The 13,612-nt window shown below is 62.1% G+C and carries 11 protein-coding genes; 2 read left to right on the top strand and 9 right to left on the bottom strand.

Annotated elements, in window-relative coordinates; genetic code table 11:
* Window positions 1-26: 26 nt before the first annotated feature.
* Both ACHZCU_RS11040 and ACHZCU_RS11035 read left to right on the top strand, forming a co-directional pair.
* On the top strand, window positions 27-1,418 hold the full coding sequence (locus ACHZCU_RS11040; protein WP_319518816.1) for a murein hydrolase activator EnvC: 1,392 nt from the start codon (window positions 27-29) through the stop codon (window positions 1,416-1,418).
* Entirely contained in the window at window positions 1,408-2,799 is a 1,392-nt protein-coding gene (locus ACHZCU_RS11035; RefSeq protein ID WP_319518815.1) for a S41 family peptidase, read from the top strand. Before ACHZCU_RS11040 ends, ACHZCU_RS11035 begins: the two co-directional genes overlap by 11 nt.
* Window positions 2,800-3,145: 346 nt before the next feature.
* On the opposite strand, the gene hutC is transcribed toward ACHZCU_RS11035, so the two are convergent.
* From hutC to hutI, 9 genes are all read right to left on the bottom strand, one after another.
* Window positions 3,146-3,907 carry a histidine utilization repressor gene (gene hutC / locus ACHZCU_RS11030; protein WP_319518814.1) on the bottom strand — a complete coding sequence of 254 codons (762 nt, stop codon included), beginning with the start codon at window positions 3,905-3,907 and terminating at the stop codon, window positions 3,146-3,148.
* Window positions 3,908-3,912: 5 nt separating this feature from the next.
* Window positions 3,913-4,704 carry an ABC transporter ATP-binding protein gene (locus ACHZCU_RS11025; protein WP_319518813.1) on the bottom strand — a complete coding sequence of 264 codons (792 nt, stop codon included), beginning with the start codon at window positions 4,702-4,704 and terminating at the stop codon, window positions 3,913-3,915.
* The gene (locus ACHZCU_RS11020) at window positions 4,701-5,474 is read right to left on the bottom strand and encodes an ABC transporter permease (protein WP_106309881.1); all 774 of its coding nucleotides are present in this window, start codon (window positions 5,472-5,474) and stop codon (window positions 4,701-4,703) included. Before ACHZCU_RS11020 ends, ACHZCU_RS11025 begins: the two co-directional genes overlap by 4 nt.
* Before the next feature lie 314 nt (window positions 5,475-5,788).
* Window positions 5,789-6,739 carry an ABC transporter substrate-binding protein gene (locus tag ACHZCU_RS11015; protein WP_319518812.1) on the bottom strand — a complete coding sequence of 317 codons (951 nt, stop codon included), beginning with the start codon at window positions 6,737-6,739 and terminating at the stop codon, window positions 5,789-5,791.
* A gap of 121 nt (window positions 6,740-6,860) precedes the next feature.
* Complete coding sequence (gene blaOXA, locus ACHZCU_RS11010) at window positions 6,861-7,667, bottom strand: class D beta-lactamase (protein WP_319518811.1); 807 nt, start codon at window positions 7,665-7,667, stop codon at window positions 6,861-6,863.
* A gap of 225 nt (window positions 7,668-7,892) precedes the next feature.
* Window positions 7,893-9,569 carry a urocanate hydratase gene (hutU, locus tag ACHZCU_RS11005; RefSeq protein ID WP_319518810.1) on the bottom strand — a complete coding sequence of 559 codons (1,677 nt, stop codon included), beginning with the start codon at window positions 9,567-9,569 and terminating at the stop codon, window positions 7,893-7,895.
* A 177-nt stretch (window positions 9,570-9,746) separates the two neighbouring features.
* Complete coding sequence (gene hutG / locus ACHZCU_RS11000) at window positions 9,747-10,550, bottom strand: N-formylglutamate deformylase (RefSeq protein WP_319518809.1); 804 nt, start codon at window positions 10,548-10,550, stop codon at window positions 9,747-9,749.
* 238 nt (window positions 10,551-10,788) lie between these two features.
* Window positions 10,789-12,324: a histidine ammonia-lyase gene (hutH, locus tag ACHZCU_RS10995; RefSeq protein WP_319518808.1), complete on the bottom strand. Its 1,536-nt coding sequence runs from the start codon at window positions 12,322-12,324 to the stop codon at window positions 10,789-10,791.
* Window positions 12,321-13,538, bottom strand: coding sequence for an imidazolonepropionase (gene hutI / locus ACHZCU_RS10990; protein ID WP_319518807.1), 1,218 nt, complete (start codon window positions 13,536-13,538; stop codon window positions 12,321-12,323). The genes hutH and hutI overlap by 4 nt, the downstream gene beginning before the upstream one ends.
* Between the last annotated feature and the right edge of the window lie 74 nt (window positions 13,539-13,612).

The raw sequence follows: 13,612 nt of genomic DNA, 5'->3' as shown, positions 1-13,612 counted from the left end.
TGCGCTGCAACGGGAAGACAGGCTAGATGGGCTTTGCAAGGGCCAATACCGTGCGAATTGCGGCCGCAGGCAGCCTTGCGCTGCTGGCGGTCTTGCTCCTGCTTGCGCCCGTGCCGGGGCTTGCGCAGGACAATGACGAGCCGCAGACCGATTCCCGGGAAATGGTGGAAAAGCTTTCCGCCGAGCGCAGCGAGACACAGGTGAAGCTCGACACGATCCGCAGTTCGATCACCCTGTCTCAGGAAAAGATTACCGCGCTTGAGGCCGAGATCGACAAACTGGCCGGCGACACGGCCAGTCTGAAACAGGCATTGGTGGATTCTGCCGAGCGCAGGCGCGCGCTGGAAGAGCAGATCGGCGCAAGCGAAACCCGGATTGCGGAACTTTCGGAAAAGGAAGACCAGTTGAAAGCCGCGCTGAACAGGGAGCGTGATGTGCTGGCCGATGTGCTGGCGGCGCTGCAGCGCATGGGCCGCGATCCGCCGCCGGCGCTGCTGGTTGCCCCCGGCGATGCGCTTGATTCCGTCAGAAGCGCCATCCTGCTTGACGGTGTGGTGCCGGAAATGCGCGAGCGGATGGACAGCGTGCTCGGCGATCTGCGTTCGCTGCAGGCCGTCAAACAGGAACGTGAAGCCACGCGCGATGAACTGGCCGCAGATCTCGACAGCCTCGCCGAGGAAACCAGCCGCATGGATATGCTGGTCGCTGAAAACGAGAAGGCCAGCGCAAAAAGCACCGCCGCCCTTGCCGAAGAGCAGCGCCAGGCAGAAGCCCTGGCTGCGCGCGCCACCGACCTCAACGGGCTGATCGCCACGCTGGAAACGGAAATCACATCGGCGCGCAACGCCGCCCTTCTGGCCCGGCAGGAAGAAGAACGCCGCCGGCAGATGAGCGAGGCGCAGCGCCGCGAAGCGCGTGAGCGTGCGCTTTCCACCACGCCCGATAAAAACCGCATTGCGCCCGCATACCCGTTTTCTGATCTGAAGAACCGTCTGGTTCTGCCGGTGGCAGGCGATATTCTCCGCCGCTTCGGCGATCCCGACGGGACGGGCCATCAGGCAACCGGCATCACGATTGCGGCACGGCCGGGCGCTCTGGTGACGGCCCCTTCGGACGGAACGGTGGTTTACGCGGGGCGCTTCAGAAGTTACGGAGAGATGATCATCCTCAATGTCGGCGACGGGTATCACATCGTGATGACCGGCATGGAGGGTCTGAAAGTACATCAGGGCGATTTCGTGTTCTCGGGCGAGCCCCTGGCACAGATGGGCGCCAGACGCATTGCAAGCGCGGCGACACTGGCTCTGGAAACAGACAGGCCGACTCTCTACATTGAGTTTCGGCAAAATGGCAAACCGGTTGATTCTCAGGCCTGGTGGGCGGATGAAAAAGATGGAAAGGCACGTAATGGTTCGTAGGGCAACGCTTCTTGTGGCGGGCGTCGTTATTGGCGCGGCGACAACCGGGATTCTGGTCTCGGCCGATATACCAGCGCGCGCGGCAAGCGACGATTCCACCTATCGCGAGATGTCGCTGTTCGGCGATGTGTTCGAGCGCGTGCGCAGCCAGTATGTCTCGCCGCCGGACGAAGAGAAGATGATCCAGGATGCGATCAACGGCATGCTGAGCGGGCTCGATCCGCACTCAAGCTACATGACCGCGGAAGAATCCGAGGAAATGCGCGACCAGTCGAAGGGCGAGTTCGGCGGTCTCGGCATCGAAGTGACGATGGAAGACGAGGTCGTCAAGGTCGTTGCCCCGATCGACGACACGCCTGCTGCCAATGCCGGCGTTCTGGCCGGTGACAGCATTGTCGAGATCGACGGCGAAAGCGTGCGCGGCATGTCGCTTAATGACGCCGTTGACCGGATGCGCGGCGAGGTCGGCGAACCGATCGACGTCACCATCATCCGCGAGGGCGTGACCAAGCCGATCGAAATGACCATCGTGCGCGGCGTCATTCCGGTACAGTCGGTCAAATGGCGGGTTGAAAACGACAATGTCGGCTATATCCGGCTTTCGACCTTCATGAACGAAAAGCTGGACGAGAGCCTGAACGAGGCCATCGAGGAAATCAGGGCCGAAGTGCCTGACGATCAGCTGAAGGGCTATATCCTCGACCTGCGCCTCAATCCCGGCGGCTTCCTCAATCAGGCAGTTGCCGTCGCCGACACCTTCCTCGATGAAGGCGAGGTGGTTTCTACCCGCGGCCGCAATGCCAGCGAAACCCGCCGTTTCGATGCAGGCCCCGGCGACCTGACCAACGGCAAGCCGCTGATCGTGCTCGTCAATGGCGGTTCCGCTTCGGCCTCTGAAATCGTCGCCGGCGCGTTGCAGGACCTCAAGCGGGCGACGCTGGTCGGCACCCGCACCTTCGGCAAGGGCTCGGTCCAGACCATCGTGCCGCTCGGCGTCGAGGGTTCGTTGCGGCTGACGACGGCGCTTTACTACACGCCGTCCGGCACCTCCATTCAGGGCACGGGCATCAGCCCCGACATCACCGTTGAACAGGTGCTGCCGGAAGACCTTGAAGGCGTGATCCGTCCGGAAGGCGAAAGCGCGCTGCGCGGCCATATCCAGGGCGACGAGGAAACCGATGAAGGCTCCGGTTCTGTGGCCTATGTGCCGCGCGAGACCGAAGACGATGTCCAGCTGAAATACGCCATCGATCTTCTCGAGGGCAATATCACCGATGACGCCTTCCCTGCCGATCCGGCCAAGGCCGTGCAGGAACTGCAGGCCGCAAAGGCCAATGCAGAACAAGAAGACAAGGAACCGGAAATGGAAGATGCCCACTAAGGGCATCGCTTCCACACAGGTTTGCGATTGGGAAAGGCCGGGTTCGCCCGGCCTCAGGTTATTGACAAAGCTGCCTCTCACTTCCGGTCCCCTCATTCCGGGTCATCCTCGGGCTTGACCCGAGGATCCAGGGCTACACGATGTATGCTTGCTTGAAACCCTTTCTTATCAAAGGGTTGAGCGGAATGGATGCTCGGATCACGTCCGAGCATGACACCTGTGGGGACAGATGACGGAGGCAACAACCCGCACGTCTTCGGGTTTGTCCACAAAGTGAGGCCGGGTTCGCCCGGCCTTTTGCTTTTTACAAAAAAGTGCTGAAACAGCGGATAATCGTAAAAACCGGCTATGCCGTCCGCAGGGACGGGCCGAACTGGGCGACCAGCGTGTGCATGTCGCCGGGATAGGTGAGATTGACCTGGGTGATCGAGCCGTTCGCATTCCAGGTACGCCGGGCAATGACAAGGCAGGGCGTGCCTTCTGCCAGATCGAGCGCCCGTGCGGCATGAGCGTCGGCGCCTCTGGCATTGATGCGATGTTCGGCAGCGCTCCATGGCACCTGCTCGAGAAGCCAGGAACCGGGCGGATTGCGGGAAAAGTCGGCATCCTGCGCCAGCGGCACCTCCGCAAGACTGATCAGCCGATCCTCGAGGCAGAAAGGCCGCTGCCCGGCGACATGAAGCCCCTTCAGACCCAGAATACTTCCCGGTTGCTCCAGAACAAGACGCCGGCAATCCTGATCGTCTGCAATCCGCTCGACGCGCTCGATCAGCCTGAAATCGTAATCGAGCCCGAGCGCGCGCACCTCGCGCTCAAGCTGGTGAATCTCCAGAACCGCCGACAGCACTTCCGGCTGGCGCACATATGATCCCGATTTGCGCCGTCGTTCGATCAGCCCCTTGCGGACCAGTTCGGAAAGCGCCTTGTTGACCGTCATGCGCGAACAGCCATATTCGGCCGTCAGCTCGTGTTCGAAGGGAATGCGCGTGCCCGGCGGCCATTCACCGGAAACGATCCGGCTCTCCACATCCTGCTGAATGCGGGCATGAAGGGCGGTTGGACGGCGTGCCTGCCCTGTGTTGTCCCGGCCATCTGCTGCACGCGCCAATTGCCTTACCCCCTGCTTGCCGCCGCAATCACTTCAGCCCGGATTTCCTCCGTCAGCTTCATGCGAAGCTTGGCGAATTCGGGATCGGCTTTCAGGCGGTAGTCGCGCGGATGGGGGAAATCCACCGGTGTGACCGACGAAATCCGGCCGGGCCGCGCCGACATGGTGACCACGCGCGAGGCCATGAACACGGCCTCCTCGATATCGTGGGTGACGAAGATGACGGTCTTCTTGTCACGCTCCCAGATGCCGAGCAGCAGTTCCTGCATCAATCCGCGGGTCTGGTTGTCGAGCGCGCCGAAGGGTTCGTCGAGCAGCAGGATTTTCGGGTCGTTGGCAAGCGCGCGCGCAATCGCCGTCCTTTGCTGCATGCCGCCGGAAAGCTGTTTGGGCCAGTGATCGGCAAAGGCCGAAAGGCCGACGCGGTCGAGATAGAGATCGACGACCTCGCGGATTTCGGCCGTTTTCATGCCCTTTTCACGCAGGCCGAAGCCGACATTTTCGCGGATCGTCAGCCAGGGAAACAGCGTGTAGGACTGAAACACCATGCCACGGTCGGCGCCCGGCCCGCGAATTTCCTTGCCTTCCAGATAGACAGCACCCGTCGTCGGCCTGTCGAGGCCGGCAACGATGCGCAGAAGCGTCGACTTGCCGCAACCCGACGGCCCGAGAATGGTGACGAAATCGTTCTTTTCCAGTGTCAGATCGGTCGGCGACAGCGCCTGCACAGGCTCCGCTCCACGCCGCCCCGGAAACACGCGGGAAACGCCGTTGATTTCAAGCTCGGCGAAGCTCATGCGAACCTCCATGCAAACAGGCGGCGGTTCGCCATCTTGAAGGCAAAGTCCGAAATCAGGCCGATCACGCCGATGACAATAATGCCGAAAATGATCTGGCCGGTGGCCATCAGTGCCTGCGAATTGATGATCATGTAGCCGATGCCGGACGATGCGCCGATCAGCTCGGCGACGATGACATAGGTCCACGCCCAGCCGAGCACGAGGCGCAGCGTCTCGGCAATATCCGGCGCGCTGGCCGGCAGCAGAACGCGGCGGACAATGCCGGTATCGGATGCGCCAAGCGTATAGGCGGCTTCGACAAGATCGCGGCGCGTATTGGCGACATAGACGGCGACCATCAGGATAATCTGGAACACCGCGCCGATGAAGATGACGAGCAACTTCTGCATCTCGCCGATCCCCGCCCAAAGGATGAGAAGCGGCACGAAGGCGGAGGCAGGCAGATAGCGCGCGAAGGACACGAACGGCTCCAGCAGCGCCTCAATGGGCTTGTATGCCCCCATGATGATGCCGAGCGGCACGGCGATGACCGAGGCCAGCACGAAGCCGCCGACAACGCGCCAGACGGTGATGCCGATATCGCCGAGAAAACCGCGTTTCGACAGCAACCACCAGCCATCCTGCAGCATGGTGATCGGGTCGGCGAGGAAGGTCTTCGACACGAACCCGCCAAAGGTCGCGAACGACCAGCCGGCAAAGAAGATCACGAAGAACAGGATGCCAAGCGACAATCTGAGCTTCGGACTGATAGGCTCAAGCGGTTTCATTGGGTCTCCGTGTTTGGGTGGCGGGCATGTGAGGTACTTTTCTTTGCTGTCTGGTGGTCTTCCAGCTTTGGAAGGAGCAAGGCATGCAAATTTAGCAAGCCCTCCCCCAGTTCTGCGTCATCCTCGGGCTTGACCCGAGGATCCAATCCCGTTTCCCTGCGAGCGAAGTGGCCGTCTGCTCATGGGGTTCCCGATCTTAACAAACCAGCGCCGCCCCCCCGGCGGCAATGTGGTTAGATCCTCGGGACAAGCCCGAGGATGACGGAATTAAGGAGGTAGTGCCCCAAAAAGACATGCCTCCCGGAGAGCGCAGACTACTCCTGAATGAAGGACGGGTCAGCCAGCGTCGAAAGGTCCGGGATTTCGCGGATAACCCCGGCATCCAGCAGAAGCTGCGCCGCATCGGCGGAAAAGTCGTTGAACTCGCCGCCGAAGAAGGCAATCGCCGCGTCGCGATCCTGCCATTCGAGATATTGCGCGGACCCGGCAAACTGTTCGGCCGACTGGTTCACATCGGCGCCCATGATCTCATAGGATTTTTCGGGCTCGGCCGCGATCATGTCCAGCGCCTCGTAATAGGAGGTCGCAAGCGCCTTGGCCGCATCCGGGTTTTCCTCCAGAAAGGCCGGTGTACAGCCGAAGGTGTCCATCACAGCCGGATAGTCGAGCGTGGTGGCGATGATCTTGCCGGCGTCCGGTGCTTCACGGACGGAGGAGAGATAAGGCTCATAGGTCATCGCGGCGTCGTTCTGGCCGGCGATGAAGGCCTGCGCGGCCGGGCCCGGCTCCAGATTGACGACCTTGACGTCGTCCATGGTCATGCCGTTTTCCTTGAGGATCCAGGCGAGATAGAAATAAGGCGACGTGCCGGGTGCGGAGGCCGCAATCGTCTTGCCCTCAAGATCGGCTATCGACTCGATATCGGAACGCACCACCATGCCGTCAGCGCCATGGGACTTGTCGAGCTGGAAGATCTGCGTGGTCGGCACGCCGGCGGCGGCCCAGACGATCCATGTTTCCACCGTGGTCGCCGCGCACTGGATATCGCCGGAAGCCAGCGCCAGATGACGGCTTGCCTGCGGGATCTTGACGAGATCGACATCGAGGTCGTTTTTCTCGAAAATGCCGGCGTCCTTGGCCAGCGTCAGCGGCGCGAAGCCGGTCCAGCCGGAAAGGCCGACGGCGACCTTGGTTTCCTGAGCCTGAGCACCGGCGGCGACAGCCGTCACGGCGATTGCAGTTGCTGCAAACCATTTGAAATTCATGTTGGAACCCCTCTTTGCACGATTTTAGGCAGTTTTTCTGATTGCTATTCCGGCGGGCATAGTAGCCAGCTCCCGGATATTTTGTCTAGACAAAATATCCGGGTTCCGCGACCGGCCGCCGTCACTCGATCCGCCCTGAAAGCGCAGGCCATTCGGACAGAAAGGCATCGCGGGTGCGAATACCGGGAGACCCCTTCATTCTTTCGTGCGCCTGTGTCAGCCGGGCGAAGATACGGGTCTGCCCGTCCTTTTCCGCCCAGCCCACATACCAGCCCCAGCCGCGCGCATAATCGAAGCTGCGATCTGCCCTGCGGGGAAAGGCAGCGCCCGTTTTTCCATGCACCCGCCAGCCGCCGGCCTGCCGGGTTTCAACGATGGCCCGCGTCCGGGCCATGGCATCCGCGCGCACCGGCAACGTGCCAAGAACAAGGGCGCGCAGGAAACGCACCTGCTCTACGGGCGAAACCTGAAGCGAGGATGCGATCCATGCCCGATCAAGCCCGTTGTCAAAACCCGCATCGCCGGAAAAATCAGCATTGCCGTAGCCGAAGGATTGCGCATAGGCCGTCAGCGTTTCCGCCCCCAGCGCATGGGTGATCCGCTGCGAGTACCAGACGACGGAATAGTGCAGCCAATCCGCAGGATTGGTATCGCGCCGCCAGTTCACCCCGCCCCAGTCGGGATCCCCGACGTGATAGGCCAGAACGGGATGTCCGGCATCTCTCAGAAATCCGGCATCAAAACCCATGACCGCCAGCGGCAGTTTGAAGGTGGACGCCGGCGTGACCCGGGCCTGACAATCGCCCTCTTCCAGCAGCACCGCGCCCGTTGCTGCATCGGCGACGAGTGTGCAGAGCGTTTCGGCAAGGGCGGCCCGTGCCGGTATTGCGATGACGAACGAAACGAGGGCGGCGATAAACCAGCGCATGACATTCCTTCCGGCGCGCATTTGAGACGAGCCTCCCGATGGGTTGAACGTAAAGGCTCTTCCGCCGGCGCACGTCGTATGGCTCTGGATCCTCCGGTCAAGCCGGAGGATGACGCAGAGGAGGAAGAGAGGGTTGTCAACGAACGGGCCGCGCAACACACACAGCGTCCCGCCCTGATGTGCGATTCGGGTAAAGATTTCCGAAACGCCGGTCGCCTTCATCCTTCAATTGCCGAGAATACCGGGCAGCCGTAAGCCGTTTTCCTTTGCGCATTCAATGGCGATGTCGTAGCCCGCATCGGCGTGGCGCATGACGCCGGTGGCCGGGTCGTTCCACAGCACCCGGCCGATGCGCCGCGCGGCATCATCCGAGCCGTCGCAGCAGATCACCATGCCCGCGTGCTGGGAAAAGCCCATGCCGACGCCGCCGCCGTGATGCAGCGATACCCATGTGGCGCCCGAGGCGGTGTTGAGCAGCGCGTTCAGCAGCGGCCAGTCGGACACGGCATCGGAGCCGTCCTGCATGGCCTCGGTTTCGCGGTTTGGCGAGGCGACGGAGCCTGAATCGAGATGGTCGCGACCGATGACGATAGGGGCTTTCAGCTCGCCATTCTTCACCATTTCGTTGAAGGCGAGGCCAAGGCGGTGGCGATCGCCGAGGCCAACCCAGCAGATGCGCGCAGGCAGGCCCTGAAAATGGATGCGCTCCTTCGCCATGTCGAGCCAGTTATGCAGGTGGGTGTTGTCCGGCAGCAGTTCCTTGACCTTGGCGTCGGTCTTGTAGATGTCTTCCGGATCGCCGGAAAGGGCAGCCCAGCGGAACGGACCGATGCCCTTGCAAAACAGCGGGCGGATATAGGCCGGGACGAAACCGGGGAAGTCGAAGGCGCGCTCGCAGCCTTCTTCCTTGGCCATCTGGCGGATATTGTTGCCGTAATCGACGGTCGGAATGCCCATATCCCAGAAGGCCAGCATGGCCTCGACATGGGTGCGCATCGAAGCCCGCGCCGCCTTTTCGACCGATTTGGGATCGCGTTCGGCCTTTTCCCGCCACTCGCCGAGGCTCCAGCCTGCGGGCAGATAACCGTTGACCGGATCATGGGCGGAGGTCTGGTCAGTGACGATATCGGGACGCACGCCGCGTTTCACGAGTTCCGGCAGGATTTCGGAGGTATTGCCGAGAAGGCCGACGGATTTCGCCTCGCCCGCTTTGGTCCAGGCGTCGATCATGGCCAGCGCCTCGTCCAGCGTCTCGGCCTTTTCATCGACATAGCCGGTGCGCAGGCGAAAATCGATGCGGGTCGGGTCGCATTCGACCGCAAGGCAGCAGGCGCCGGCCATGACGGCGGCGAGCGGCTGTGCGCCACCCATGCCGCCAAGACCGCCGGTGAGGATCCATTTGCCCGAAAGATCGCCGTCATAATGCTGGCGACCCGCTTCCACGAAGGTCTCATAGGTGCCCTGCACGATGCCCTGCGCGCCGATATAGATCCACGACCCGGCCGTCATCTGGCCGTACATCATCAGACCTTTCTTATCGAGTTCGTGGAAATGGTCCCAGTTTGCCCAGTGCGGCACGAGGTTGGAATTGGCAATCAGCACGCGCGGCGCATCCGCATGGGTGCGGAACACGCCGACCGGCTTGCCGGACTGCACCAGCAGGGTTTCGTCGTCTTCCAGCGTTTTCAGTGTCTCGACGATCCGGTCGAAATCGCCCCAGGTGCGCGCCGCCCGGCCAATGCCGCCATAGACCACCAGCTCATGCGGCTTTTCCGCGACATCGGGATCGAGATTGTTCATCAGCATTCTGAGCGGCGCCTCGGTGAGCCAGCTCTTGGCGTTCAGCTCCGTGCCGGTGGGTGCGTGGATCTCGCGGGAATTCAGTCGCGGATTATCGGTCATGGCTTGTCCCTCACTTTTTGTCCTTGTGGCGCCTTTGCGGCCCCCGCCCCCTCTTCTGCGTCATCCCCGGACTTGATCCGGGCATCCATACGGCTTTCGCCATGGATCCTCGGGTCAAGCCCGAGGATGACGCCTGTGAGGGTTGCGCTGCCCAACAGGCTTGCGGCTCTTCAATCTCTACATCCGTGCGGAAAACGACAGGCGTTCGATCCGCTCGAGAACATCCTGAAGATGGCGGCGCAGCTTTGCGGCCTTCTCCTCATCATAGGCAAAGGGCGGCGCTTCCGTTGTCAGATGCGTCGACTGCGCCAGTTCCATCTGGATGGCATGCACGCCGGTTTCCGGCTTGCCGTAGTGGCGCGTGGTCCAGCCGCCCTTGAAGCGACCGTTGACGACATGGGTATAGCCATCGGCCAGCGACACAACGCCTTCCACTGCGGCCTCGAACTCCGGCGCGCAGGTGACGCCGAGATTGGTGCCGATGTTGAAATCCGGCAGCTTGCCCTCGAACAGGAAGGGGATATGCGAGCGGATGGAATGGCAGTCATAGAGAATGGCAATGCCATGTTCCTTGCGCACCCGTTCCAGCTCGGCGGCAAGGGCCGCGTGATAGGGCCGATGAAAGCCCTCGATACGCGCGGCGATATCGGCCTCGCCCGGCCCCTCGCCGTCCTTCCAGATCGCCACACCGTCAAAATCGGTTTCCGGCACCAGGCCGGTCGTGTTTTGCCCCGGATAAAGGCTACCACCCGCCGGATCGCGATTGGCGTCGATGACATAGCGGTGGAAATTCGCTTTCACCATCGTCGCGTCTGCCAGCAGCCCGTCATAGAGCCTGTCGACATGCCAGTCGGTATCGGCGAGAAGACGGCCGTTGTCGTTCAGGTGTTTTTCGATCTCGGGCGGCACATAGGTGCCGGTATGGGGAAAGCCCAGAACGACGGGGGACGAACCGTGCTTGACGATGACCGGATCTGTCATGGGAAAATAATCCTTTGTCTGGGGTTATGGCCAATGCAGCTTGCCCTCATCCGGCCTTTGGCCACCTTCTCCCCAAGGGGAGAAGGGTACGCCGGCGACGCTCTGCCTTTCTGCATTCTCCGGTGCTGACGGCTTACTCCCCCTCGCCCCTCAGGGGAGAGGGTGGCGCGCATGCGCCGGGTGAGGGGTGGAACCCGCAGCGCTGGCGAGAATACACCGCCCATGTCCACAGACACCATCATGTCGAAATCTCCGGCAGCAGCCCTGCATTGACTGCGCCGATCAAGGTGCCATCCTGAACGGCAAGTGCGGCCTTTTCCAGATCGCCCGCCATATAACGATCGTTTTCGAGCCCCGGCACGATGGCGCGGAAAGCAGCAATCACCGTATTCAACACCGGACTGGTTTCCAGCGGCGCGCGCAGTTCCACGCCCTGCACGCTGCACAGCGCCTCGATGCCGATGATGGCGGCGAGGTTGTCGGTCATCTGCAGCAGCCGCCGGGCGCCATGGCAGGCCATCGACACATGGTCTTCCTGATTGGCCGAGGTCGGGGTGGAATCGACCGAGGCGGGATGCGACATCTGCTTGTTTTCGCTCATCAGCGCGGCGGATGTGACTTCGGCGATCATCAGCCCGGAATTGAGCCCCGGCTTTTTCGAAAGAAACGCGGGCAGGCCGAAGGACAGCGCCGGGTCCACCAGCAGCGCGATACGGCGCTGGGCAATCGCGCCGATTTCGCAAACGGCAATGGCAATCTGATCAGCGGCAAAGGCCACCGGCTCGGCGTGGAAATTGCCGCCGGAAACCACGCTGTCATCGGAAAGCACCAGCGGATTGTCGGTCGCCGCATTGGCTTCGATTTCCAGCGTGCGGCCCGCCTGCCTGAGAAGATCGAGGCAGGCGCCATCCACCTGCGGCTGGCAGCGGATGCAATAGGGGTCCTGCACGCGCTCGTCACCCTCGATGTGAGAGACGCGGATTTCCGAGCCTTCCAGCAGGTGGCGGAGGCTGGCGGCCGCATCGATCTGGCCCTTGTGGCCACGCAGCGTGTGGATATCGGGATGGAAGGGCGCGGGCGAGCCCATCGCCGCATCGGTGGAAAGCGCGCCGGTGACAAGTGCGGTTCTGGCGCAGCGGAAGGCGCGAAACAGGCCGGCAAGCGCCAACGCGGTCGACACCTGCGTGCCGTTGATCAGCGCAAGACCTTCCTTGGCGGCAAGCTGAACCGGCGCAAGCCCCGCCTTTTGCAATGCTTCAGCGCCGGAAAGCCGCTCGCCCGCAAAGAACGCCTCGCCCTCGCCCATCATCACCGCCGCCATATGGGCGAGTGGCGCGAGGTCGCCGGAAGCGCCGACGGACCCCTTTTCCGGGATCACCGGGGTGACGCCGTTTTCGATCATGCCCTCGATCAGCCGGACGAGTTCCAGCCGCACGCCCGAAGCTCCGCGCCCGAGCGAAATCAGCTTCAGCACCATGATCAGGCGGACGATCTCGGCGGCAAGCGGCTGGCCGACGCCGCAGCAATGCGACAGGATCAGGTTGCGCTGCAGGGTCGCGGTATCGGCGGCATCGATCTTTATCGAGGCAAGTTTACCGAAACCGGTATTGATGCCATAGACCGGCGCATTCCCGGCGGCGATCCCGGCAATGCGGGCGGCCGCCTTTTCAATCGCGGCATCGCAGGCGGGCGCAAGTTTCACCGGCATCGCGCCGCGATAGATCGTTTCGAGCGTGGAAAGCGTGACCGAACCTGGTTCGAGCGTGACGGTCATGGCTGAACCTCCCGGCCTTCGGCGTAAAACGAATGAAGCGGATTGAAACCGATGCGGTAGGCAAGTTCTGCCGGTGCTGCCACATCCCAGATGGCGATATCGGCGGCTTTGCCCGCTTCGAGCGTTCCCGTTTCACCGGAAAGCCCGAGCGCCTGCGCGGCATTGCGGGTGACGCCAATGAGGCATTCCGAGACCGTGAGGCCGAACAGCGTCGCGCCCATATTCATGGTCAACAACAGCGAGGTCAACGGCGAGGTGCCGGGATTGCAGTCCGTCGCCAGCGCGATTTTTGCGCCCGCTTGCCTGAGAGCTGCGACCGGCGGATGCCGCGTTTCCTTCAGCGTGTAGAATGCGCCCGGCAGGAGAACCGCGACGGACCCGGCGGCAGCCATGGCCCGTGCCCCGGCCTCATCGAGATATTCGAGGTGATCCGATGACAGCGCGCCGAAGGATGCCGCCATTTCCGCGCCGTGAAGATTGGAAAGCTGCTCGGCATGCAGTTTCACCGGCAGGCCCAGCGCCCGCGCCTTTTCAAACAGGGGCTTGAGTTCCTCGGGCGAAAAGGCAATGCCCTCGCAAAACGCATCGACCGCATCCACGAGACCGTCCCTGTGCGCCGCTTCGAGGCCGGGCAGAACGATATCGGCGATATAATCGGCATTGCGGCCCTTGTAGGCCGGCGGCGTGGCGTGGGCGGCAAGGTAAGTCGTCTTGATGCGCACCGGGCGCAGTTCCGCCAAGCGTTTCGCGGCGCGCAGCATTTTCAGCTCGGCCTCGATATTGAGGCCATAGCCGGACTTGATCTCGATGGTCGCAACGCCCTCGCCAATCAGCGTGTCGAGGCGCGGCAATGCGACTTCAACCAGTTCGTCTTCAGAAAGCGCGTTGGTCGCCTTAACGGTGGAAACAATACCACCGCCGGCGCGGGCGATCTCCTCATACGGCACGCCCTCAAGCCGCATTTCGAATTCCTTCGCGCGGCTGCCGCCATAGACGATGTGGGTGTGGCAATCGATCAGAGCGGGCGTCATCAGCCTGTCGCCGCAATCCACGACCGGAAAATCGGCGCAGTCTGCCGGAAGCCCATGCTCCGGACCGACATAGGCAATCCGCCCATCGCGCATCGCCAGAACGCCGGAAACCGGCGCAATGTCGTCGCCGGTCATGGCCGCAATCCGGGCATTGGTAAAAAGCGTGTTCGGCGCTGAACGCATCTTCTTCCCCTTATTGTCTTGGTTGATTATTATGTATATACATAACACAATAATCGGCAAGAATAAATTTCGAG

The organism is uncultured Martelella sp., from assembly GCF_963677965.2.
Classification (GTDB): Bacteria; Pseudomonadota; Alphaproteobacteria; order Rhizobiales; family Rhizobiaceae; genus Martelella; species Martelella mangrovi.
Note: the sequence above shows the minus strand (reverse complement) of the source record. Positions and strands in the feature narration are given on the sequence as shown.

Excerpts from the sequence above, each read along its gene's own strand:
- ACHZCU_RS11040 (WP_319518816.1), top strand. The coding sequence starts at position 27 with ATGGGCTTTGCAAGGGCCAATACCGTGCGAATTGCGGCCGCAGGCAGC.
- ACHZCU_RS11035 (WP_319518815.1), top strand. The coding sequence starts at position 1,408 with ATGGTTCGTAGGGCAACGCTTCTTGTGGCGGGCGTCGTTATTGGCGCG.
- ACHZCU_RS11025 (WP_319518813.1), bottom strand. The coding sequence starts at position 4,704 with ATGAGCTTCGCCGAGCTTGAAATCAACGGCGTTTCCCGCGTGTTTCCG.
- ACHZCU_RS11020 (WP_106309881.1), bottom strand. The coding sequence starts at position 5,474 with ATGAAACCGCTTGAGCCTATCAGTCCGAAGCTCAGATTGTCGCTTGGC.
- ACHZCU_RS11015 (WP_319518812.1), bottom strand. The coding sequence starts at position 6,739 with ATGAATTTCAAATGGTTTGCAGCAACTGCAATCGCCGTGACGGCTGTC.
- blaOXA (WP_319518811.1), bottom strand. The coding sequence starts at position 7,667 with ATGCGCTGGTTTATCGCCGCCCTCGTTTCGTTCGTCATCGCAATACCG.
- hutU (WP_319518810.1), bottom strand. The coding sequence starts at position 9,569 with ATGACCGATAATCCGCGACTGAATTCCCGCGAGATCCACGCACCCACC.
- hutG (WP_319518809.1), bottom strand. The coding sequence starts at position 10,550 with ATGACAGATCCGGTCATCGTCAAGCACGGTTCGTCCCCCGTCGTTCTG.
- hutH (WP_319518808.1), bottom strand. The coding sequence starts at position 12,324 with ATGACCGTCACGCTCGAACCAGGTTCGGTCACGCTTTCCACGCTCGAA.
- hutI (WP_319518807.1), bottom strand. The coding sequence starts at position 13,538 with ATGCGTTCAGCGCCGAACACGCTTTTTACCAATGCCCGGATTGCGGCC.